A 24,277-nucleotide genomic window follows, 5' to 3' on the forward strand; every position below is an offset into this window, starting at 1 on the left:
CCACGAGGGGAGAAGGACGATCCGCCCCTCCTCCGCTTCGGTGCTTTCGACAGATCGCCACGAGGGGAGACGGCGCGGACGGCCGATCACTTCGGGTCCTCGCGGATGTCGTCGATGGACATCTTCATGTCCGGGAGACGCTTTTTCGTCCAGTCGATCAATCTTTCGGCCATGCGGGACTGATTATCGATCGAGAAGGTCCCGCGTTGTATCGCGTTGATCTCCTGCCGGTTTCTTTCGATCGACGCCTCCGCGGCTCGAAGCTCTTCTGAGACTTGCGCGACCGTTACAGGGTCACCCTTCGCCTTGGTCAGCTTCTCCATCAACACGTTGCGTTGATCCGTATGCCACCTATATTCTTCATCCATATATTTTAGTTTTCGGACTACGTTTTCTTGTTCATCCTTGATCTCCAGGAGCCGACTCATGATGACGCGGATCGGCTGCACGGCGAGTTCCAGCTCTTCCTGCGAGACGACGTGCTGTTCGGCCAGCTTCCGGCAGCGTTGGTAGTTCATGTAGGCGTTGACGAGCTCGGCCTCGATCTCCCGCACGCTCCTGGTGCCGGGCGGAGTCGGGGCCGCGGCGGCGATGCGGTCGTTGGGCTCCACGGCCGTCGGCGGGAGGGGGGCGGGCCTCGCCAGCAGGGCGGCCATGCGGTCGAGCTTCGCCTCCAGCGCGTCCAGTCGCTGGTCGACGGGGGCCGGGACGTGCTTCTCTTCGGCCTTCACTGAGACCTCTGGCGCCTCGGTCTTCATGACTTCCGTCTTCGTGTCAACGACCGGAGCGACCTTCTCGATCTTCACGGCGTCCTGTTGCGCCTCGGGGGGCTTGTCCTGGGCTCCGGGCGCGGCGAGGGCGCCGGAGGCGACGGCGAAGGCCCCGGCGCTCAGGGCGGCCGAGGTGCAGGCGAGTCCGAGCAGCTTCCACGGGGATGGGGACATCGTCGAGATCGCTCCTTGGGCCAGCGCGGCGGCCGGCCAGGGGGAAGAGGCGGAGGCGAGCCAGGCCAGGCCGCCGAGGCCCGCGAACCGGCCGGCGGCGGCGACCGTCGCCGCGACGAGCGACGGCGGGACGAGGGATGCGGCCAGGTCCGCCTTCAGCAGGACCAGGCAGGCGGACGCGTCGACGCCCTGGCGCGTCAGGCGTTGATGGAGGATCGTGCGGGCCTTCGCCATCCGGCTCCGCACCGTGCCCGACGGCCAGCCCAGCTCGGCGGCCGCCTGGTCGTAGGTCCTGCCGCGCAGGTAGCAGAGCACCAGCGGGGCGCGGTACTTCTCGGGCAGCCGCGACAGCTCGCGATCGAGGGTCTCGAGCGAGTCGTCGACGGGCCGCTCGGGATCGGCGACGGCCTCGTCGACCTTATCCGGCCCGCCCTCACGGGCCCGGCGGCGGAGGACGTCGGAGCGGGCGCGGACCGCCACGCGACGGGCCACGCCGTAGAGCCAGCTCGACAGCGCGTCGCCGTCGCGGAGCCCGGCCCCCTTCCGCAGCAGGACCAGGAACGTCGCCTGGAAGGCGTCGTCGACGTCGGCGGGGTCGTAGAGGTAGCGTCGGCAGAGCGCCAGCACGAGCGGCCCGTGGCGGTCGACGATCGCCTCGAAGGCGGCCTCGTCGCGCTCGGCCAGGTACCGATGCAAGAGCCGCGCGTCGCCTCCCGGCGGGTCGACCCCGTCGCGGAGCAGCCGCTCGACCTCCCGGCCCGTCCACCGTTTCGATCGCCGCATGTCGCCTCGCCCTCCCTCCTCAGAGGCTACTGCAGCGGTCCGCCGCGCAGGTCTCGATTTCCGCGAGGAAGGCGATTTTCCGCGGTTTCCGCGTGCGCAACCGGCGATCGTGGACCACGGTCGCTTAATGAGGCCGCCGGCCTCGACGCATCGGGTTTCGATTCGAGATGAGAGGCGGGGGTTCGACGGGGGCGAAAAAATGAAAACGGCGGGAGCGGCGGATGGGGCCGATTTCGCGACGGTAATCCTGAATCGATAAGCTCTTGCGTCCGATGGGTTCGATGGTCGACGGTGCGAAGGAAGCCGAATCGAAGCCGATCGGACGGGGCGGAGTCCGTCGCCTTGGTTGGGGAGCGGGCGGGCTCGATGTCCGGCGAGCTGCGTGCTCGTCTTCCCCCTCATCCGGCCTTCGGCCACCTTCCCCCGCGAGGGGGGAAGGACGTTGAGAGGGGGTCGGGGGGTCAGCCGGCGGGGGACTGTTTGGCGGCGAGGTCGGCGAGGAGCTTTTTGAAGTCGGCGCGGGGGCGCAGGGGGTCGAGGGCGGGGTCGTGGAGGTAGACGTCGAGGCGGTCGAAGCCCTGGGCGACGGCCTGGCGGAGGGCGCTCACGGCGCGTCGGGCGTAGACGTTGCGGCGGAGGCGGTCGTGGGGGCCGAGCGCCGGATCCTCGGCGTCCTCGATCGGCTTGCCGCCGTCCTTGACGCCGATCAGGGTCAGGCCGAGCGAGAGGTTGCAGGCCAGGGCGTAGGCGTCGTCGGCGTCGCGTTCCTTCAGGCCTTCGAGCAGGTCGGCGGCGCCCTGGAAGGCCTTGAGGGCCTCGGCGAGGCGGCCCTCCTGGGCGAGCAGCCGGCCCCGGAGCTGCCGCGAGAACGCCAGCGCCGTCACGTCCCGGGGCTCGTCGGGCCGCTCGACGGTCAGCCGTTCGAGGAGCGCCTGGGCCTTCTCGGCGCGGGCCATGGCCTCGGCGCGTTGGCCGCGGCCGCGGAGCATCTCGGAGTCGAGGTTGTAGGCTGAGGCCAATTCGGCCCGGTAGGCGGGGTCGGCGGGGAACTTCGCGGCCAGGCCTTCGAGGACGGCCGTCGCGCGCGTCATGGCCTCGGCGGCGGGCTTGGCCTGGCCGGCCGACTGCTGGAGGTCGGCCATGTCCACGAGCCGCGCGGCCGTGTCGAGGGCGATCCGCGGAAGGTCCTTCGCCGGCCCCGGGGTCGCGTCCAGGACCTGGATCGCGCGGTCGAGGGCGAGCGCCGCGGTCGGCAGGCCGTCCTCGCGGTCGCTCATCGTCCGGGCGAGCAGGGCGTAGGCCGAGGCCAGCTCGATCCGCGTCTCGGGGCGGCCGGGCTCGGCCCAGCTCAGCTCCTCCAGCAGCCGGATCGCCGACCGGATCGAGCCCAGGGCCGACTGGCCTTGCTTCTGTCGGCGCTGGATCACGGCCTGGTCGTGCATCACCCGGGCCAGGCGGCGGCGGATCCGGGGCTCGTCGGGCCGGGCGTCGGCGAGCGCCAGGTAGCCCGCGCGGGCCGATTCCAGGCTCGCCAGGGCGGCGTCGGCCGCCGGCCCCGCCCCGCCCGGGTCGAGCGCGCGGCCGAGCCCCGCGCGGGACTCGGCCAGCCGCTCGGCGAAGCCCGCGTCGCCCAGGTGGCGCGCGGCCAGGTACTTCCACAGGTCGGCCGCCGTTCGAAAGCCGGCGGCGGCCTGGGGCTTCCGCCCCAGCGCCCCGTCGATCGTCGCGACCCGGGTGCGGGCGTCGGCGGCCTCGGCCAGCGTCTCCGGGCTCCGGCCGGCGGCGGCGACGACGCCTTCGTAGTAGCCGCGGGCGGCCTCCAGCAGCTCGCGCCGGAGGCCGCGGGCGTCGCCCTCGGCGGCCTCGTCGTCGGCCAGGCGGTCGAGGGCCGTCGCCATCGCCGCACGCGCCGAGGCGGCCGCCGCCGCGGCCCGGTCGCGCTCGCGGAGCAAGCTGCGCGCCCGGAAGGCCTCCCATCCGCCCCAGGCGAGCATGCCGACGACCGTCGCCGCCAGGGCCGCCGCGACCCACCGGCGGCGCCGGACGAACCGGACGACCCGCCCCCATTCGGACGTCCGGGCCGCCCGCACCGGCAGGCCGGCGAGGTAGGCGTCGAGGTCGTCCGCCAGGGCCGCGGCCGAGGCGTGGCGCCGCTCCGGCTCCTTGCGGATCGCCTCCAGCACGATCGCGTCCAGGTCCGCCCCGATCTCCCGGCGGCGCTCGCCCGTCGCGGCGCGGCCGGGACGTTCCGGGGCCTGCTCGCTGATCGCCAGGGCCGTCGCCGAGGGGTCCGCCGGGTCGACCGCGATCGGCGGCCGTCCCGTCAGCAGCTCGTAGAGCACGGCCCCCAGCGCGTAGACGTCGGCGGCCGTGGTGGGGGCCTCGCCGAGCACCTGCTCGGGGCTCGTGCAGGCGTCGAGCGCGTCCGGGTCCGCCTCGCCCGCCGCGATCTCGGCCGGCTCGCCCGCGGCGGTCGTCCCCAGCCGCGACGGCCGCAGGTCGCCGAAGATCCGGCCCCGCTGGTGGGCCCGGTGGACCATCCGGCAGGCCGCCTGGAACAGCCGCAGCCGCGCGGGGACGTCCAGGCCCAGGCGGTCGCAGCGGGCGGCGATCGGCTCGATCGGCCCGGCGTCCTCGTCGGCCCCGGTCTCGCCCCCCCGCCCCGCCGGATCGCCGATCGCGTCGGCCGCGATCGCCTCGAGCGCGGAGTCTTCGAGCGGATCCGGACGGTCCTCGACGCGCTCTTCCTCGGCCTGGCTCATGAGACTGACGGCTCCCGATGCTGCAACACATAACGATACGATCGAGGCTTTCGACTTGAATGCCGGCGATCGGACGGTATCATCATAGCGTCTCCCTTCGTGCGTGCGTTCCCCCAGCGGCCTTCCGGCCCCGGCTTCGAGCCGACATGACCCGACGACGCCGACCACCTTCGACGCCCCTCGCGCCCGCGGCGTTCCTCGCCCTGCTCGCGCTCGCCGCCCTTGCGCCGAGGTCGGCCGAGGCCGGTTGCGCGTCGCGCGGCCACGCCGTCGCGCGGCCCGGGGCGTTCGGGCTGGGGGCGCTCGCCGAGCTGTCGGGCGTCGCCGACGCCCGGGACGGCTCGGCGTCGGACGCGCCCCCGCCGGGCCGCGTCCCCCCCTGCTCCGGGCCCTCCTGCTCGGGAGGGCCGGGCGTCCCCCTGGCCCCCGCGATCGTCGCGCCCGACCTCGGGCGCGAGCTGTGGTGCAACACCGCCGCGGCCCCCCGTCGCGACCGGACGGGGCGCTCCCTCGCCTCGTTCGAGGACGCGCCGCTCCACCCCTCCTCCGCCCCGGCCGGCGTCGACCGCCCCCCTCGACGCCCCGCCGCCTGACCTTCGCCCGCGCCCGCCGTCCGGCCGCCTCGCGCATCGCGCGTGAGGCGTCGCCCCGGCGCGCCGAGCCGGAAGCCCCGGAACGTGCGTCCCAACGCGGCGGCGCCGGGCCGGCGCACGCCTGATCCGCTTCGGACGGGCTCCCGGCTCACGGCCCCGGCGCGCGGCCGTCCGCGATCCGTTCGTCCCGCGCCGCCATCGTGCGCGGCGGGACGTCGCACGGCCGCGCCGCGCCGACGGGCGCCGGCGATTCGCATCGATGATCGATCCATTATATTTCGCGACGATACGATGAGGAGGGCGTGAGATGCAGCACGAGACGAGGTGGCGCCGGAGGAAGGGCGTCGGCGCGACGCTGTTCGTCGGCCTGGTGGCGATCGGGGCGCTCGGGGCCGGGGTGAAGGTCTTCCTCCCCCGGCCGGCGGTCAAGGCCATGGCCGATCGGCGGTTGCCGTACCAGAAGCGGGGCGTGATCGACACCAGCGGGTTCTCGATGATCACCTCCGCGGTGGAGCCCTGGGCCCCGACGGCGACCCTGGCGGAGATCCGCGAGCACTGGGTCGGCGTCGGCAGGCGGGCGATCGAGAAGATGGAGCGCGAGGACGCCTCGGGCCGCGTCATGCTCGGCTCCCGGGTCGTCCACGACGTCGCCTGGGCCACCCTGCTCCAGGCCGAGGGGGATCCGGTCGCCGCCGGCGGCGTGCTGGCCAAGGCCCGCGCGCTGGCCGAGGCCGACGACGCCCTGGGCGTGAAGTTCCTGCCCAGCCTGGTCTACTTCCAGGGGGTCGCGGCGCTGCGGCGGGGCGAGAACGACAACTGCGTCATGTGCCGGGGGGACAGCTCCTGCATCCTGCCGATCTCGAAGTCGGCGCGGCACAAGGACCCGACCGGCTCGAAGGCCGCGATCGGCTTCTTCACCGAGCTGCTGGAGAAGTTCCCCGACGACCTGGAGGCGATGTGGCTGCTCAACATCGCCCACATGACGCTCGGCCAGTACCCCGACGGGGTCGACCCGCGGTTCCGGCTGGACCTCGACCGCTACGTGAAGACCGAGTTCGACATCGGCCGGTTCCGCGACGTCGGCCAGGCGGCCGGCGTGAACCGCTACGACCAGGCCGGCGGCGCGATCATGGAGGACTTCGACGGCGACGGCCTGCTCGACCTCTTCATGACCTCGTTCGACCCCAAGCAGGCCGCCGGCTTCTTCCGCAACAAGGGCGACGGCACCTTCGAGGACCGCGGCGCGTCCGCCGGCCTGGCGGGCCAGTACGGCGGCCTCTACTGCGTGCAGGCCGACTACGACGGCGACGGCCTGATGGACGTCTTCATCCCCCGCGGCGCCTGGCTCAAGACCCCCATGCGGCCCTCGCTGCTGAAGAACCAGGGGGGCGGCGTCTTCGTCGACGCGACCGACCGGGCGGGCCTCGCCGAGGCGATGAACTCCAACTCCGCCGCCTGGGCCGACTACGACAACGACGGCGACGTCGACCTGTTCGTCTGCGAGGAGCGGCGCACCAACCGCCTCTACCGCAACAAGGGCGACGGCGCCTTCGAAGACGCCACGGTCGAGGTCGGCCTGGCGGACCCCTCGCGGACCTTCTGCAAGGGGGCCTGCTGGGTCGACTTCGACAACGACGGCGACCCCGACCTGTTCGCCAGCTTCCTCAACGGCCTGTCGCAGCTCTACCGCAACGACGGCGGCGAGTTCGTCGACGCGACCGAGGCCATGGGCGTGCGCGGGCCGATGACCGGCTTCTCGTGCTGGGCCTTCGACTACGACAACGACGGCTGGGTCGACGTCTTCGCCACGTGCTACGACCGCTCGCTGGGCGACGTGGTCAAGGGGCTGCTGGGCCGCCCCCACGGCCGCTACCCGAACCGGCTGTACCGCAACGTCGAGGGCCGCAAGTTCGTCGACGAGACCCGCAAGGCCGGGCTCGACATGTGCTTCTCGACGATGGGGAGCAACTTCGCCGACTTCGACAACGACGGCTTCCTCGACTTCTACCTGGGCACCGGCGAGCCCAGCATGGCGACCCTGATCCCCAACCGGATGTTCAAGAACGTCGAGGGCCGGCGGTTCTCGGAAGTGACGGGCTCGGCGGGCGTCGGCCACCTCCAGAAGGGCCACGCCGTCGCCTGCGGCGACTACGACCGCGACGGCGACGTCGACCTCTTCGCGCAGACGGGCGGGGCCGTCGACGGCGACCGCTACCACAACGTCCTGTTCCAGAACCCCGGCCAGGGCCGGCGCTCGCTGACGATCAAGCTGGTCGGCGTGAAGACGAACCGCGCGGCGATCGGGGCGCGGATCAAGGTCGTGTCCGCCGGACCGAAGCCGCAGGCGGTCCACCGGACCGTCGGCTCGGGCAGCAGCTTCGGGGCCAACGCCCTCGAACAGACCATCGGCCTGGCCGACGCCGAGGGGGCCGCCCTGATCGAGGTCTACTGGCCGACCAGCAAGACCACCCAGACCTTCCGCGACGTCCCCGCCGGCCGCGTGATCGAGATCACCGAGTTCGCGGCCGACTACCGCACGCTCGACGGCCGGCCGCAGGCGGTCGCGCTCCGGAAGTGATCGACGGGGCTCGCCGCCGTCCCGCTCAGCGCCCGAGCGGGACGGCGCCGTCCTGGTAGCGCCAGTCTTTCAGGAAGGTCAGGAGGTCGGCCATCTGGGCGACGGGGATCTTGGCCTCGAAGCCCTCGGGCATGAGCGAACGGCCGGTGGAGCGGACCTCGTCGATGGCCGAGCGGAGCAGCACCTCGGTCTTCCCCTCGGGGCGTTTGAGGGTCAGGCTGGAGGAGGTCTGGGCGGCGATGACGCCGTCGTAGACAGACCCGTCGGTGGTGGCGACGGCGTAGGCGACGTAGTTGCCGTCGATGGCCCGGTCGGGGTCGAGGATGTCGGCGAGCAGGGCCTCGCGGGTGCGGGCCCGGGTGTCGGCGATGTCGGGGCCGACGTCGACGCCGATCCCCGCGACGCGGTGGCACGTCGCGCAGTTGGCCTCGAACACGGCCCGGCCGCGCGTCGCGTCGCCGGCGGCGGCCACGGCCGGCCGGTACGCCTCGATCGCCTCGCGACGCCCGCCGGGGCGGCTCAGCAGCTTCTCGGCGCGGGCCCGGATCGCGGGGTCGGCGTGGGCCAGCAGCCGTTGCGACTGGGAGGCGTCGAGGTCGCCGGGGAGGACCTTCCCTCGCTCCATCGCGTCGAGCAGGCGGCCGATCCGCGCGGGGTCGCGCAGCAGGGCGTCGGCCGCGGCCCGGCGGACGCCCGGCAGGAAGGTCCGCCAGGGCTCGATGAGGCGGTCGAGCGCCTCGGGCCGGCCGAGGTCCCCGAGCGACCTCGCGGCGGCGGCGCGGACGTCCTGGTCGGCGTCGGCCGTCAGGAGCTTCGCGAGGACCGGCTCGGCCTCGTCGAAGCCGGCGAAGGCCAGCAGCCGCACCGCGGCGAGCCGGCCGGGCGGGTCGGCCGAGGGATCCGCGGCGAGGGCCGACGACCGGGCGAGCATGCGGCGGATCGCGGCGGCGGTCGGGCCGGGGAGCGTCTCCAGGAAGGGCCCGAACGCGGTGCGGGATCGGGCGACGCCCTCCACGAGGCCGTCGAGCGCCGCCAGCCGCCAGGCGTCGGCGGCCGGGCCGGCCAGGGCTTCGAGCGCGGCGGCGAGCGTCGCGGCCTCGGCCGGATCCTCGCCCGCGCCGACGAGCGCGGCCAGCTCATCCACCAGGGCGAGCCGGTCGGGGTCGGCGGGGGCGGCCTGGATGCGGTCGAGCACCTTCGCGAAGGCGACGGCGGCGTGGTCCGGCAGCGCGCTGGCGACGGCGAGCCGCGTCCAGCGATCGGCCGCGCCGGTCACGGCGATCGTCGCCAGGGCCTCGACCTTGCCGGCGTCGTCCCAGCCCCCGAGCGCCAGCGCGGCCTGGAACCGCACCCGCGGGTCGGCGTCGTCGGCGAGTCGCAGGACCCGATCGCGGACCGGCTCGCTCGCGGCGACCCTTGGCCCGGCCAGCAGCGCGGCCTGCTCGCGGACGCGAGGCTCCCCGGCGTCGAGCAGGACGACGATCAGGTCGTCCGTCAGCTTGCCCGCGGCTTCCAGAAGCCACGCGGCCTGCACCCGCGCCAGGCCTTCGCCCTCGCCGGCGACGAGGGCGGCCAGGCGATCGGCGGGGAGGGCCTCGGGGGCCTGCTTGAGCCGCCGCCGCGCGACGTCGCGATGCCAGGAGTTGCGATGGCCCAGGAGCGCGATCTCGTCGGCGTCGGCCGCGATCCGCCGCCGTTCCGGCGGGGCCGGCTTCGCGTCCGCGCGAACCACCTTCCAGATCCGCCCCCGATCGTCGCCGAGCCGCAGGTCGGGGCGGTTCTTCAGCTCCTCGGGCATCCATTCGGGATGCTCGATGACGGCGCGGTACATGTCGACGACGTAGAGCGCGCCGTCGGGCCCGACGGTCAGGTTCACGGGCCGGAACCAGGGGTCGGTCGTCGCCAGGAACTCGACCCCCTCGCGCATCGGCCGCGAGCGGAAGCTGGCCCCGTCCGGCTCCAGGACCTCGGCGTGGACGAGGTTGCCGGTGGGCTCGCAGGTGAACCCCGCGCCGCGGTAGGCGTCCGGCAGGGCGTCGCCGCCGTAGATCAGGACGCCGCAGCATGCGGTGAACTGGCCGGCGTGCAGCGAGGAGGTCACCCAGTAGCGGCTGATCGGGAAGACCCGACCCCCTTCGCCGTCGATCGGGACGTCCTGCAGGACCTGGGCGACGGCGAGCCGGGGGTTGCGGCGGGCGGCCTGCTCGGGGAAGGCGACGTGGCGGAGGTGGTGGCGGTTCTCGCAGACGAACCGGTTCCCCCAGGCGTCGAAGGTCAGGCCGAACTGCGCAGGGCCGGAGACGGCCTCGGCGAGCCCGCGCGCGGGGTCGAACCGGAGGTCCTTGCCCGAGAGGTCGATCGGCTCGCCCTTCGCGTTTTCGGCCTTCACGAGCCCCCCGCGCAGGCCGTTGCCGACGTAGAGCCAGCCGTCGAGCCCGATCGACGGGTGGCTGACGCGGAGCTGGACGTTCTCGGTCGCGAAGCCTCTGTAGAGCGTCTCGCGGGCGTCGGCCCGGCCGTCGCCGTCGGCGTCGCGGAGGAACTCGATCGACGGCGCCATCGTGACGATCGCCCCGTCGCGCCAGGGGATCAGGCCGTTGGCGAACGGCAGGCCGTCGGCGAAGACCGTCGCCCCGTCGTAGACGCCGTCGCCGTCGGCGTCCTCCAGAATCTTGATGCAGCCCAAGGGCCGGCCGCCGTCCGGGGGCCCGTCGGGATAGTCGCGCATCTCGACGACCCACATCCGCCCCCGCTCGTCGAAGGCGATCTCCACCGGGTCGATCACCAGCGGCTCGGCGGCGACCAGCTGCACCTTCAGCCCGGGGTCGACGCGGAAGAGCGCCTGCGCCGCCGCGGGCGAGAGCGGCGGCCGGGGCTCCTCGGCCGCCGCCGACGCGGCCAGCGAGGAGAGGAGGGCGAGCACGAGCACGACGGCGGCGGGGGGTCGGCGGGGCATGGTCGAAGTCTCCTGGCGGGAGCCCGGGCGGATGCGCTCACTGTAGCGTCGCGGGGCCGCGATGCAACCGGCCTCCCGCGCCGGGGATTGTGCGGAGCGACGCCAGGACCTATCCTCGAAGGCTCATCCCAGGCCGGGGGATCGGGGGCGAAGGAAAAGGGAGGTCTGATGAATCGGGATCGGCACGTTCTCCACGTCGGGCTCGTCGCGTGCGCGCTGGCGGCCTCGGCCGTCGCGTCGGCGCGGGCCTGCACGAGCATCCTCGTGAGCCGGGGCGCGTCGCGCGACGGCTCGGTGATGGTCACGTACTCGGCCGACGCGCCGTTCATGCCCAAACTTTTGCGCGTCGCCGGCGGCGTGCATCCGCCCGGGACGATGGTCGACGTCAAGGCGTGGGAGGACGACGAGGTCCGGGGCCAGGTCCGCCAGGCCGAGAAGACCTACACGGTCGTCGGCCTGATGAACGAGAACCAGCTCTCGCTCGTCGAGACCACCACCGGAGGCCGCAAGGAGCTGGTCGACCCGGACGGCCAGCTCGACTACGACGGCCTGATGCTGCTGGTCCTCCAGCGCGCCAGGACGGCCCGCGAGGCGATCACGCTGGTCGACTCGCTCTGCCGCGAGTACGGCTATTCCAGCTCGGGCGAGAGCTTCTCCATCGCCGACAAGAACGAGGTCTGGCTGATGGAGCTGATCGGCAAGGGGCCGGGCGTCAAGGGCGTCGTGTGGGTCGCCGCCCGCGTGCCCGACGGCTGCATCACGGCCCATGCGAACATGAGCCGGATCACGACGTTCCCGCTGGACGACCCCGAGAACTGGCGGTATTCGGCCGACGTCGTCCAGTTCGCGACCGACCGGGGCTACTACAAGACCGACTCGGGCAGGCCCTTCAGCTACCGCGACGCCTACCACCCCGACACCTCGGCCTCCGCCCGCCGCGCCTGCGCGGGGCGGGTCTGGAGCGTCTACCGCCGCTCCGCCCCGGCCGCGAACTTCTCCGACGCCTGGTTCCGCGGCGAGGAGGGTTCCGAGGACTACCCGCTGTTCATCAAGCCCGACGCCCCCCTGGGCGTCAAGGACCTCATGGGCCTGATGCGCGACCACTTCGAGGGGACCCCGTACGACATGACCAAGGGCGTCGACGCCGGGCCGTTCGGCAGCCCCCTCCGCGCCCGCGACCTGACGTTCAAGGTCGACGGCCAGGGCTACATGTGGGAGCGGCCGATCTCGACGCAGCAGGCCGGCTTCGTCGTCGTCAACCAGATGCGGGCGAGCCTGCCCGACGCGGTCGGCGGCGTGACCTGGTTCACGCCCGACGAGGCGTCGACCTCGTGCTTCACGCCCTTCTACTGCGCCGTCGACGCCCTGCCCGCCTCGTACACCGACGGCGACTACCAGAAGTTCTCGTGGGACTCCGCGTGGTGGGTGACGAACCTGGTCTCCAACCTGGCCTACGACCGCTGGTCGCGGGTGTACCCGGACGTCCGCAAGGCCCAGGTCGAGCAGGAGGAGGCGCTGCTCAAGATGCAGCCGGTGATCGAGGAGACGGCCGCCAAGCTCGCCGCCGCCGACCCGGCGCTGGCCCAGACCTTCCTCACCAACTACTCGGTCTCCACCGCCGACGCCGTCTTCCGGCGCTGGCAGGCGCTGGCCCAAACCGTCCTGACCACCCACGTCGACGGCTACCAGAAGGACGTCCGCGGCGAGCCCAAGGCCCCCGGCTACTCGCCGGAATGGCTCCGCCAGGTCGTCGCCGGCCGCGGCGCGCAGCTCAAGCTCCCGGCCAGGGCCGCCGAGACCGACCACTGACGAGAGGCCGCTCTCGAGGGGCCGTCGATCGCGACGCGACCCGAATCTCAACGACCTTCCCCCCTCGCGGGGGAAGGCGTCGCGAGGGCCCCTTCGTCCTTCATCGGAGTGACGCGGGAGTCGGGCTCGCGCCCAGCTTTCTGGACCTGTTTCGCCATCCGACGGCGAGCCGGTCCACTCTTGCCTCGAAGCGCCGAAGTCGGGCCCCCGTCGACATTTCGCAACATGGGTGTGAATTATCAACACCTTGCCATTCCCGTTTCCGGGTGTATCTTAAATCCAAGCTTGTGTGGGCTATACTGCCCATCCCAGCTTTCATAGTCGTTGCAATCCGAAGCTTCGACGGCTGATCGAGGACCGGAACCGCCGCTGCGGGGCCGTGGCAATCTCTCCCCGGGGGCCAGGCGATGGATCATCATGCGCGCACGCCGGTCGGCGGTCGGGGCCGATCGGGCCCGGCCGTCCGTCGCCGGCCGGACCGGAACAAGCCCAAGCGGGCGGCGTTCGAGCCCCTGGAAGAGCGGGTGATGCTGGCCGCCGACGACGTGATCAGCGTCGGGCGGACGCTCTCGTCGTGGACGGCCGACGGCGTGCAGGGCGGGCTGCTGAAGATCGAGTACACGGTCTACAACCAGCAGCCCGAGGCGGTGACCGGGGTCGCACTGGCCACGACGCTCCAGCCCGACGTCGCCTACATCTCCGCCTCGCCGTCGCCCGGCCTGGGCGGGGCGACGCTGTCGTGGGACCTGGGGACGATCGAGCCCTTCGGGTCGGCGAGCGTCGAGGTCACGGTCACGCTGGCGAGCGCCGCCGCGCTGGCGATCGACGCCGGCTCCCATGCGGTCGGCGTCTTCGAAGGCCGGGCGGTCGCGGACGACGCCCCGCCGGCCAGCCTGCGCGCCGGCGGCGTCGACCCCGCGCTGCTCGCCGCGACCCCGGACGCGGACCCCGCCGACCCGTACATCCAGGCCAAGGCGGCCGAGTTGGACCAGGATCCCACCCAGATCCTCGCCTACCTGACCCGGGACGTCGACTACGAGTCGTACGTCGGCTCGCTCCGCGGCGCGCGGGGGACGCTCTGGAGCGAGGCGGGGAACTCGCTCGACCAGGCGAGCCTGGGCGTCGCGCTGCTGCGGGCCTCGGGCGTCCCGGCCCGCTACGCCCGGGGGACGCTCTCCGACGCCCTCTCGCAGCAGCTGATCCTCTCGATGTTCGCCGACCCCCTGCGGGTCGTCGGCTTCCTCAACCCCGGCACCCCGGCGTCCGACCCGGCCCACGACCCCGCCCTTTTGGCCGAGACCCGCGACCACGCCTGGATCCAGCTCGACGCGGGGGCCGGCTTCCAGGACGCCGACCCCAGCTTCGCGACGGCGACGATCGGGACGGCCTTCGCCGCCGCCGCCGCGACCTTCGCCGAGGTCCCCGACGCCCTGCGGCACAAGGTCTTCCTGACGGTCGAACGCGAGCTGACCCAGAGCGACCTGTTCGGCGGCTCTTCCCAGAGCGTCGCGACGGTGCTCAGCGACGAGTTCGCGACCAGCGAGCTGGTCGGCCGGCCGATCACCCTGGGCCACATGGTCTCGACCACCACCTCGGGGTTCGTGATCTCGGCGACCGTCAACACTTACACGCCGTACCTGCTGGCGGGCGACGGGGCGCTCGCGTCGAACGACGACCCGATCCTGACCGGCACCCCCTATCAAGAGATGCTGACGAACTTCCCGTTCGGCAGCCAGGTGCTCACCGGGGTCTTCCTGAAGCTGCACATCACCTCGCCGGACGGCACGTCCATCGATGTGAAGAAGACGATCGCGGACCGGATCGGCGCGGCCGCAAGGCTGGGAGGCGGAGGCCAGGTCTCGATCGACCCCAGCGGCCAGCCGCTGATCACGCCGCTCGACCTCACCACCCTGAGCATCGAGCCGGGCCTCTACAGCGAGGCGGCCGCGGAGAAGCTGAGGCTTCAGCTCGATGCGAGGCAAGCCGCGTTCACGTCGTTCATGGAGCGGGTGAACGCGACTCCGGACGGGCCGGCGAAGGACGCCCTGCTGCAAGAAGTCACCGACGTGATGAGAGGCGCCTTCCTATCGATGGCGCGATCCAGGCTCGCCCAGTTCCAGATCTTGTCGGACACGTTCACGCGGCGTCTGGCCGACATCTCGCTCGTCGAGACGTATTTCGCCACCCCGAGGGTGATCGCGGTGGACTCGAGGGCCGTGCCCCAAGACGACGGCACGGTCATCTTCCGTTTCTCCATGGACCTTGTGCGCGACGTGATCCGGGCGATCCCGATTCCCGGCCAGGCCGCCGTCGCCGACGTCGGATTCCAGCTCGTCAGGGCGATGTCCGAGTCGTTCGTCGAGCAGCTGGCGATGGGGACGCCGCCGCAGACGTCCACAGGCTTCCCGATCTTGCCCGTCGGGGTCGTCACGGTATTCCAGGCCGCCCAGGCCCAGAACATCCCCCTGCTGTTCCTGAGCCCGCAGAACCGAAATCAGCTCGACGCCCTGCCGATCTCCGCGCCCGCCAAGGCCTTCATCTCGCAGGCCCTCGACGCCGGGAAGACCGTCATGGCGCCGGCGAGCAGCGTCCAGATCAACGGCGAGGCCCGGATCGGTTGGTACGAGTTCGACCCGACCTCCGGCGCCGCCGTCGACGTGATGGACAACGGCGAGCATTCGTCGTTGATCCAGAGCGTCGCGACGGATCTGTACATCGAGTTCATCAGGGGTGTGATCCAGTTCAACCTCGGGGCGGTCGCGGGCATCGGAGTCGGCGGCCTGTTCAACATCTCCCGTTGGCTGGTCGGCGCCTGGGTCGAGCGGAACAAGGACGGCTTCCCGGTCGATGTACAGCAGTTCCTCGCGTACAAGAACTGGGTCGGCACGCTCATCGCCATGGCGATCCAACTCGCCAAGGGAAGCCCGAACGTGCCCTTCGCCCTGGGGTTCCTCGCGGGAATCGAGATCTCCTTCGAGCTTTCGAACGACCCGCCGATCGAAGATCTCCTGCTCTCCCCCCTGCCGCTGGAGGCCTTCAAGAACCTCGGCTCAAGCGCCGCCCCCGGCGATCGAATCGCGACGGCGATCGTTCCCGACCCGATCTACACCCTGCCGATCGACGGCGCCCAGACGCCCACGATGTTCCGGCTCGGGATCAAGAACCTGGGGTCGACGACCCTGCGTCTCGCCCTCTCCATGGTCGACCTCCCCGCCGGCTTCACCGGAAAGACCAGCATCCGCGAGGTCGTGATCCCGCCGGGCGAGACGGCCGAGATCGGGCTGATCCTCTTCCCGACCGGCGCGCTCCCCGCGGTGGGTACGACGCTGGATTTCGGCGTCCGGATCACCGATCCGGCCGATCCGACCCTCACGACGACTCAGTCGGCCTCGTTCGTCATGCCGGCGATCCACGGCGTCAAGGTCACCACCGACCGCGACGACGTCTCCACGTCCCCGGGCACGCCAGTCCAGGTCAAGCTGCGGCTCGAGGCGACCGGCAACGTCGCGGAGACGGTGCACTTCCAAAGCTTCGCCACGAGCGGACTCGCGGTCGGCGGGCTCTCCACACGGGTGCTGGACCCGGGCCAGGTGATCGAGCTCGTCCTCACGCTGACGCCGGCCGCCGACGCGGCGCTCAACCAGACGCTCGGCCTGCGACTAGTCACCGAGTTCGGGACGCCCTTCCCCGACACTCGCTCGATCAGCGTCATCGTGGCCGTCCCGGGCGCCGCCGCGACGGCGACCGCCGCGGCCGACGCCCGCCGGCTCGGCCAGCCCGACCTCGCGGCGCGGCTCGAAGACGTCGGCGTCGCGATGACGAACCTCGTCGGCGATCCGGCCGACCCCGTCTCCAAGGGCCAGGCGCTCGCGAGCCTCGACGCCGTCCTCGGGCTGCTCGCCGCCGACCCGATCTACTCGGCCTTCGCGGACGACGTGGCGGCGTCGAAGGCCCGTCTCGCCGCCGCGACGACCCCGGCGGAGATCCAGTCGGCCGTCGTCGCGGTCGGCGCCGCCCTCGACGACTTCGGCGCGGCCGTCGACGCCCTGGCGCGCGGCAACGTCGAGCTGACGCTGCTCCCCTCCAACCAGGTGGCCCAGCCCCAGACGCCGTCGACGTTCGCCGTCCTCGTGCACAACATCGGCACGGAGGCCACGACGTATACGCTCTCGGTCGCCGGCCTGCCGGCGGGGGTCGACGCGCTGCTGAGCCAGGTTTCGGTCTCGCTCGCCCCCGGCGCGTTCGCGACGCTGACGCTGACCCTCACGCCGACCTCGACGACCGACCTCTCGCCCTTCGGCTTCACCGTCGCGGCGACGATCGCGGGGAGCACGCCGGCGATCGGCCGGTCGGTCGCCGGCGCGCTGGGCGTCCGTCGGGAGTTCGTCTCGGTCGTCTCGGTGACGCCCGACCGCTCGTTCGTGAACCCGGGCGAGGCCGTGAACGTCGCGGCCCGGGTGCTCAACGCCGTCAACCGCACGCAGGCGGCCCGCGCCTCGTTCCAGGTGATCGACGCCGGCGGCCAGGTCGTCCGCACCTCGACCCCCGTCGACCTGACGCTGGGCGTGCTGACCTCGATCACCGCCGCGGCCCTGGGCGCGCTCGACACGACGGGCCTGCCGGTCGGCTCGTATACCCTCCGCGTGACGCTGACGACTCCCGCCGGCGACCCGATCCCCGGGGGCGTCGGCGACGGCGGCCTGCTGATCGGCTCGCCCGTCTCGTCGACCCTGACGCTCGACCGCGACCAGCTGCCGCCCGGGTCGAGCGTCGTGACCAGCACCCTGGAGATCCAGGCCCAGGGCACGCTGGTCGGCCCGCTCGGCGTCGTCTCGCAGACCGACGTCCCCGGCGCGGTCGGGGTCGTGCGGAACGGCGACTTCGTCTACGTGAGCGGGGCCTCGGGGATCCGGGTCTACAACGTCGTCGACCCGTCGTCTCCGCAGCTGATCACCACGTTCGGCGTCACCGCCACCACCCTCGAGATCCACGACGGCAAGCTGTACGCGATGCGCCGCGGCGGCTTCGCCGACCCGCTGGTCCTCTCGATCTACTCGCTGGCCGACCCGGCCGCCCCCCAGCTGCTCGGCCAGACCCCGCCGATCTTCTACGTGCTGGGCTGGCACATGGCGGTCTCCGACACGCACGTCTACGTCTCGCTCTGGAGCTTCACCTTCCTCATCGGCGGCGTCAACGACATCAAGTATCAGACCGGCGACCTGCTCTCCATCGACGTCTCCGACCCGACCGCGCCGCACCTCGACGGGGTGCTCCGCAACACCTACGGCACGAACAACGACGGCATCGAGCGATTCCTGAACGTCGACATCTCGGGGGGCGACGGCAACCTCTGGGGGATCGCCCTGCTCGACCCGAACACGATCCTGGTCGCCGGCGGCACGGCCAGGGGGGACGACACCCAGACGGGCCAGGGGGTCGTCTACGTCGTCGACGTCAGCGACCCCGCCCACATGGCCGTCGTGAAGACCCTGGTGATCCCGGGGACGGTCATGGCCGTCAAGCTGATGGTCGACGGCGACCGCGCTCTGGTGACCGCCTCGACGGGGGGCTGGCAGGACCTCACCACGGACCTCCCCCTCTCCGGCAACCTCGTCCTCGCGACGCTGGACGTCTCCGACCATCGCAACCCCGTGCTGCTCCATTCGGAGACCCTGGCGCGGGCCTCGTCCGGGCCGTACACGTCGTATTCGACGCCGCTCGGCGGCGGTCTCTTCGCCTTCTCCAGCACCGGCGGGGCGACGGACCTGCCCGAGATCTTCGTCGTCGACGCGAGCGACCCGCAGCATCTGCAGTTCAGCACCACCACGATCCCCGCCTTCACCGAGGCCCTGGACGGCGACGGGGGCTACATCTACACCGCGAGCTCCAGCGGGCTGATCATCTATCAGTTGGACGCCGCCGACGCGATCCCCGTCACGGCCCGCGTGGAGATCCCCAACGCGGGCGGGGTCGCGCCGGTCCCGGGCTCGTTCAGCATCGCGCCCACGCGCATCATCGCCGGCGTCGGCTTCGACCGCTATGAATGGGACCTCAACCTGGCGGCCGGCTCCGCGACGCGGACGATCACCTGGCGGACGACGACCGGCGACCTGCGGCCGGGCGAGGCCCGCGCCGTGACCGGGGCGACGACGATCGACTTCACGAGCCAGGCGACCCCGGGACGGCTCTCGCTGGCCCCCCTGGTGGTCGCGGCCGGCCAGATCCTGGCCCTCGACCCCGCCGCGCAGACGACCCGGCCGGGCGAGTCGGCCTCGTACACGGTGCGGGTCTCGAACCCGACGGCGGCGGCGCTGACGTACACGCTGCGGGTGCTCGGCCTGCCGGCGGGCTGGTCCGCGCTCGCGCCCCAGGTGACGGTGGCGGCGAACGGCTCGATGGACGTGCCCTTGACGCTCATCTCCAGCCCGTTCGCGGCCGCGGGCGATTTCGGCTTCACGGTCGAGGCGGCCGCCGGCGCGATCGTCGGCACGGTGGACGGCGACCTGACGCTCTCGGGCCTCCCGGTCGTGGCGGCCGCCGACCCCCAGTCCCACGGCGTCGTCGCGGCGCTCCTGCCGGCGCTGGCGATCGCCGGGCTGGGCGGCTCGGCGCGGTTCGTGGCGCGACTGACGAACGTGGGGAGCGTGGTCGAGACCTACGCCCTGGCCATCTCCGGCCTGCCGGCCGGCTACACGGCGACCTTCGACCGCGACCGGGTCGCCGTCTCGCCGGGCGCAGGCGGCGCGGTGGACGTCCCCTTCACGATCCGGGCCCCGGACGGCGCCGCGGTGGGCGACGTCCCGTTCCGCATCACGGCCGCCTCGACGTCCACCGCCGCGGCCGGCGGGGTCGACGGCGTCCTGAGGGTGGTCTCGCTGGGGGTCCGCGTGGCGATCGAGCCGACGTCGGCCGCGCCCGGGAGCGTCGTGGCGGTGACCGTGACCAACATCGGCACGACCGCCGAGACGTTCGACCTCGCCCTCGCCGGGCCGGCGAGCCTCGCGGCGACCCTGGGCGCATCCTCGGTCACGCTGGCGCCGGGGGCCTCGCAGGTCGTCTCGGTCGCGGTCGGCGCGCTCGGCTACGCCCTGCCGGGCTCGGTCCCGCTGACGGCGACGGCCACGGCGCGCACCAACCCCGCGGTGCGCGACGCCGACTCGGTGGGCGTGGCGGTCGCGGCGCAGGGCGGCGTGTCGGCCCGGTTCGAGCCCGCCGACGCCGTCCTGGCCGGCCCGGGCGCGAGGACGTTCCGCCTGATCGTGACGAACACGGGCAACGCCGAGGACGCCTTCGAGGTGGTCCTGATGGGCCCCTCGGGGCCGATCTCCGGCTCGCTCGTCCGCCCGGACGGGTCGCCGACCTCGGCCCTCTCGATCATCCGCCTGCCGGCCCTGGGCGTCGGCGCCGTCACGCTGTCGGCCCGCCTTCTCGACTTCGGCCTGGGCGCGCTCACCGTGCAGGTCCGGTCGCTGAACGACGCCTCGCGGGCCGCCGCGGCGACCGCCACGCTCCGCGCCTCGGCCGCTTCGCTGGCCACCGCGACCCAGGTCCTGGCGGCGCCCAACCCGGCGGCCCCCGGCGAGGCCGTCACGTTCACCGCGTACGTCTCGGCCCAGGGCGGGGCCGTGCCCACGGGGCAGGTCACGTTCGTCGTGGACGGCCAGGCCCTCGCGCCCGTGGCGCTCTCGGCCGACGTCGGCCGGGCGCGGGCGACCTTGACCCTGACGGCGGGGGCCGGCGCCCACACCGTCACGGCCGTCTATTCGGGCGGGACGGGGTTCGACCCGAGCGCGTCGGCGGCCGTCGCCTTCACGGTCGCCCCGCCGACCACCCCCGGCCTCACCTCGACGCAGGTGCTCGTGACGCCCAGCCCGGCGACGGTCGGCCAGTCGTTGAAGCTGACGGCGATCGTCATGGCCGAGGGGGGCGTCCTGCCGACCGGCGGCGTGACCTTCGTCGTGGACGGGGTGGACCGGTCGACGGTCGCGCTGGCGAACGTCGGCGGCCGCGCGACGGCCGTCCTGACGATCGCCGGCCTGGCGGAAGGGACGCATCAGGTCTCCGCCCGCTACGCCGGCGACGCCGCCTTCGCCGCCAGCGCCTCGGCGACCTCGACCGTGCAGGTCCTCGCCGCCGCGGCCGACGTCGCGGGGCCGGTCGTGACCTCGGTCGAGCGGTACGGCTTCCACAACCAGCCGACCTCGCTGGTCCTCCGGTTCAACGAGGATCTCGACCCCGCCGCCGCGTCGAACGCCGCCAACTACCAGATCCTCGGCCCGGGCCGCGACGGCCGGCTCGGCACCCGCGACGACCGCCCGATCCCGCTCCGCGACGCCGTGTACGACGCCGCCACGCGCAGCGTGACGCTCCGCCCCACGGAGCGGCTGTACCTCTACGGGCGGTCGCTGCTGGCCGTCCGCGCCGGGGTCGGGGCGGGCGTCGTCGACCTGGCCGGGAACGCGCTCGACGGCGACGGCGACGGCCGGCCCGGCGGCGACTTCGTCTCCGTCGTCGACCGGACGAAGCTCGCAGGACCCGCCCCGACCCTCGGCCGAAAGACCATCCCGAGCCGACGGCCGCCGGCGTTCGCGTCGAGCCTGCACGTCGCGGCGGCCCACAGCCGGCCCGCCTTCCGACGGACGATCCCGGCCCGGCACCTCCCCTTGCACGGCAAGGCGTGACGGGTCACGCCCGGGGGTCGCCGCCGATCCAGAAGCGGCCCATCGGGGCCATCGAGACGATGGCGAAGGCCGGGCGGGTGTGGTGGTCGGGCGAGTAGGCCATGGCGATCGCGCGGTAGCGGCCGTCGGCGAAGTCCTGGTCGGCCGCGATCGACCAGTGGCCGGAGGCGTCGGCCGTCGTCACGTCGAGCACCTTGATCTTCGTCAGGTCGGACGTCCGGCCCACGTAGACGCGGACGCTCGCCCCGGGCGCGGCGGCGCCGGAGAAGGTCGGGCGGTCGCCCTGGACGACCAGGTCGGGGCCCCAGTTCTCGATCGTCTGCTGCTCGCTCGCCGAGGTCGGCGCCCACGTCGACGGCGTGGCGTTCGTCAGGCTCCCCTCGAGCCGGAGTTCCTGCACGAGCGGGGCCTGCTCGGCGAGGGTCGTGGCGATGAAGTTGCGATACCAGAACTGCACGCCCGTCGCCCCGCTGTGGGTGGCGTTGGTGCGGGTCAGGTTGTAGTAGTGGATCGGCGAGGCGCTGCGGTTGGGGACCGGCACCTGGCCCCAGAGGTTGTAGCCGCTGGTCTCGATCTTGGTGACGTCGCGGACGTCGGTGTGCTGATAGAAGACCTCCGCCTCGTCCACGATCGAGGGGACGTAGACGGTGGGATCCTTGGCCTGGGCCTGGTATCCGGTCACGATCGCCCGCGCCAGGATCCCGATGGGGTTCTTGGCCGTGCTCATCTGGCCCGGGACGTAGTTGTTGGCCGCGTGCGGGTCCAGGAGCGTGTCCTTGATCCAGCCGCCCTGCAACCGGGTCGGCATGGAATCTTCGAGCTTCATGAGGGCGGTGGTGTCGACCAGCGAGCCCTGGCTGTGGCCGATCAGGTGCAGGTCGACCACGGCGTCGTCCGGGAGCTGGTCGAGGATCTTCTGGATCTGGTTGACCAGCCGCGCGCCCTGGGGCGCGGCGTGGCCCGGCTGGTGGCTCTCGTCGATCCAGTTGAAGGGGATCACGGCGTCGTAGCCCGCGTCCTCCATCAGCCGGCCGATCTGGAGCTGCCAGGGGGTGCCGTAGGTCCAGCTCGTGTTGATGATGCCGCCGTGGGCGACGACGCCGATCGTGAACTTGCGGAACGACGCCGTGCGCGCCGGGTCGGTCGTCGCGCCGGGGGCGTTCGGGTTGGCGACGACCAGGACGTAGGGCTGCGCGACGTCGATCGGCAGGCCGCCGGGGACGGGGACCGTCAGGTCGTGCGCGCCCGGGGTCGCGGCCGACGCGGGGGCGTCGTACACGGTGAGCAGCTGGTCGGAGGCGTCGAACGCGGCGTCGGCCGAGCGGTAGACGCCGAAGCTGAGGGGCGAGCCCGTCCGGGCCGTCGGGTCGGCGTCGTAGCGGACGGCGACCGAGTGGGAGTCGACCGTCGTGGCCGAGTCCATCACGACCGGCGAGGCGACGCTGAGCGCCAGCCGGGTCTCGAGCGCCTCGGGCGCTCCCGGCCGCACGGCCTTGCGCCGTCGGGGGCCGCCTTCGACCTGTCTCCTGAAAAGCGGGAACATGCGCGACTCTCCCAAGGGGAACGGACGCTCAGGCCCGCGCGGCGGCCGGCTCGACGGCCTCGGCGCGGAAGTGGGGGGCGGGCGTCGTCGACGCCCCGGCGGCCCTCGGGGGCGTCGACCCCTTGCCCGACTGGATCATCAGATTTCGGACGTAGACGAAGACGCCCATCGACTGGCCGACGGCGAAGACCGGGTCGCGGCGGGCGATCGCGTAGGAGAGCAGCGCGAAGCCCCCGAGGATGCTCAGCCACCAGAAGGCCGCCGGCACCACCACCGCGCCCGAACGCTCGGACGCCAGCCATTGCACCACGAACCGCGCCGTGAACAGCCCCTGGCCCACGAAGCCCACCACCAGCCAGTATCTCGGATCCCACATGGTCCCACCCGCCTCGTCGAAGTCCCCGTCGTTTCGCCGCCCGCGCCCGCGTCGGCCCCGACGCCGTCAGGCGGCGAGGTCCCGGGCGCGACGGCTGTCGGCCGCCTCGCCGGGCGCGAGGTCGGGATCGACGCCCCGGGGCTCGTACGCCTCGTAACGCAGCGGCCGGCTCATCAGCCACGAGACCCCCAGCAGGTCGACGAGCACGCGGAACGAGCGGTTCCGGAAGTTGTAGTGCGAGGTCCCGTGGGGCCGCGCCCGGTGGTTGACCGGCACCTGCACCACCCGGGCCCCCTCGCGGATCAGGAGCGGGCCGAGGAACCGATGCACGCCCTGGAAGAGCGGCAGCCGCAGGGCGAGGTCGCGGCGGAAGATCCGGACCGAGCAGCCGGTGTCGAGGATCGCCTGGCCGAGCACCGCGTTGCGGACCCGATTGGCCCACCGGCTGACCACGCGGCGGATCCACCTGTCGCGCCGCTCGACCCGCCAGCCGAGGGCCGCGTCGTGGCCCGGCAGCTCGCGCCACAGGGTCTCCAGGTCGGCCGGGTCGTTCTGGAGGTCGGCGTCGAGGGTGGCGATCCACGACCCCCTGGCCGCGCGGATGCCGGCGGCCGTCGCCCCCGACTGGCCGACGTTCGCCCGCAGGCGGATCGGCCGCAGCTCGGGGTGTTCGACCTCCAGGATCCGCAGGACCCGGGGCGTCGCGTCGGTCGAGCCGTCGTCGACGATCAGGATCTCGAAGCCCCCCAGCCGCGAGGCCCGGGGCTCGCGGCCGTCGCAGAGCGGGCGCAGGGCCGCGGCGATCTCGGCCACCAGCCGCGGCAGGCTTTCGGCCTCGTCCTTGGCCGGGACCACGACGGAGAGGAACGGAGGCGGGCCTTCCCAGGCGTCGCCGGTCGTCGCCGCGTCCTGCCTCCAGATACGCGGGGATCGGTGGTCCCGCACGTCGGAGAAGTGCGGCCGTCCCGGGGGATTCGGCGTCACGGCGAACCTCCTTGCTCGTCGGAATTGCCGCCCTGGTGCAGTCGACGGACCGGGGGCGATGGGTCTCGACGGTCCTGGGCCGGCGGGCGTCCTTGCCTCGGCCTTCCCCGTCGAACGATCCTGATCGTCGAGAGATAGGATCAGACTTGGCGGTCGACATTCTGCACGAATTCCCGCAGCCGTCCAGTCCGAATCCCGTCGTGCGTTCGCCTGATGACGGATGGGTCGCCTTTTCCGGCCGCGGATGGGATAATCGACCATCAAGAAG

General features: G+C 72.8%; 10 protein-coding genes. 4 read left to right on the forward strand and 6 right to left on the reverse strand.

Annotation, left to right across the window (positions count from 1 at the left end):
* Positions 1-86: 86 nt before the first annotated feature.
* Positions 87-1,727, reverse strand: a complete 1,641-nt coding sequence (locus PZE19_RS14100; RefSeq protein WP_277861266.1) for a sigma-70 family RNA polymerase sigma factor — start codon at positions 1,725-1,727, stop codon at positions 87-89.
* A 461-nt stretch (positions 1,728-2,188) separates the two neighbouring features.
* Positions 2,189-4,489, reverse strand: a complete 2,301-nt coding sequence (locus PZE19_RS14105) for a protein kinase family protein (RefSeq protein ID WP_277861267.1) — start codon at positions 4,487-4,489, stop codon at positions 2,189-2,191.
* 146 nt (positions 4,490-4,635) lie between these two features.
* On the opposite strand from PZE19_RS14105, the gene PZE19_RS14110 reads away from it, so the two are divergent.
* A complete protein-coding gene (locus PZE19_RS14110) occupies positions 4,636-5,082 on the forward strand; it encodes a hypothetical protein (protein WP_277861268.1) in 447 nt (148 codons plus the stop codon).
* A 307-nt stretch (positions 5,083-5,389) separates the two neighbouring features.
* Positions 5,390-7,660 carry a CRTAC1 family protein gene (locus PZE19_RS14115; protein ID WP_277861269.1) on the forward strand — a complete coding sequence of 757 codons (2,271 nt, stop codon included), beginning with the start codon at positions 5,390-5,392 and terminating at the stop codon, positions 7,658-7,660.
* Between the two features lie 25 nt (positions 7,661-7,685).
* Here PZE19_RS14115 and PZE19_RS14120 read toward each other — a convergent pair whose 3' ends face one another.
* Positions 7,686-10,616 carry a PVC-type heme-binding CxxCH protein gene (locus PZE19_RS14120; RefSeq protein WP_277861270.1) on the reverse strand — a complete coding sequence of 977 codons (2,931 nt, stop codon included), beginning with the start codon at positions 10,614-10,616 and terminating at the stop codon, positions 7,686-7,688.
* Between the two features lie 168 nt (positions 10,617-10,784).
* Between PZE19_RS14120 and PZE19_RS14125 the strand changes: the two genes are divergently transcribed.
* Both PZE19_RS14125 and PZE19_RS14130 read left to right on the forward strand, forming a co-directional pair.
* Positions 10,785-12,425: a dipeptidase gene (locus PZE19_RS14125; protein WP_277861271.1), complete on the forward strand. Its 1,641-nt coding sequence runs from the start codon at positions 10,785-10,787 to the stop codon at positions 12,423-12,425.
* Positions 12,426-12,832: 407 nt separating this feature from the next.
* Positions 12,833-21,106 carry an Ig-like domain repeat protein gene (locus tag PZE19_RS14130; RefSeq protein WP_277861272.1) on the forward strand — a complete coding sequence of 2,758 codons (8,274 nt, stop codon included), beginning with the start codon at positions 12,833-12,835 and terminating at the stop codon, positions 21,104-21,106.
* A gap of 4 nt (positions 21,107-21,110) precedes the next feature.
* Here PZE19_RS14130 and PZE19_RS14135 read toward each other — a convergent pair whose 3' ends face one another.
* The 3 genes from PZE19_RS14135 to PZE19_RS14145 all read right to left on the reverse strand — a co-directional run bounded on the left by PZE19_RS14135 (position 21,111) and on the right by PZE19_RS14145 (position 24,009).
* Complete coding sequence (locus PZE19_RS14135) at positions 21,111-22,649, reverse strand: Ig-like domain-containing protein (protein WP_277861273.1); 1,539 nt, start codon at positions 22,647-22,649, stop codon at positions 21,111-21,113.
* A 28-nt stretch (positions 22,650-22,677) separates the two neighbouring features.
* Positions 22,678-23,025: a lipid-A-disaccharide synthase N-terminal domain-containing protein gene (locus tag PZE19_RS14140; RefSeq protein WP_277861274.1), complete on the reverse strand. Its 348-nt coding sequence runs from the start codon at positions 23,023-23,025 to the stop codon at positions 22,678-22,680.
* Positions 23,026-23,091: 66 nt separating this feature from the next.
* The gene (locus PZE19_RS14145; RefSeq protein WP_277861275.1) at positions 23,092-24,009 is read right to left on the reverse strand and encodes a glycosyltransferase family 2 protein; all 918 of its coding nucleotides are present in this window, start codon (positions 24,007-24,009) and stop codon (positions 23,092-23,094) included.
* Positions 24,010-24,277 lie beyond the last annotated feature (268 nt).

Origin of the sequence: Paludisphaera mucosa, assembly GCF_029589435.1 — a bacterium.
Classification (GTDB): Bacteria; Planctomycetota; Planctomycetia; order Isosphaerales; family Isosphaeraceae; genus Paludisphaera; species Paludisphaera mucosa.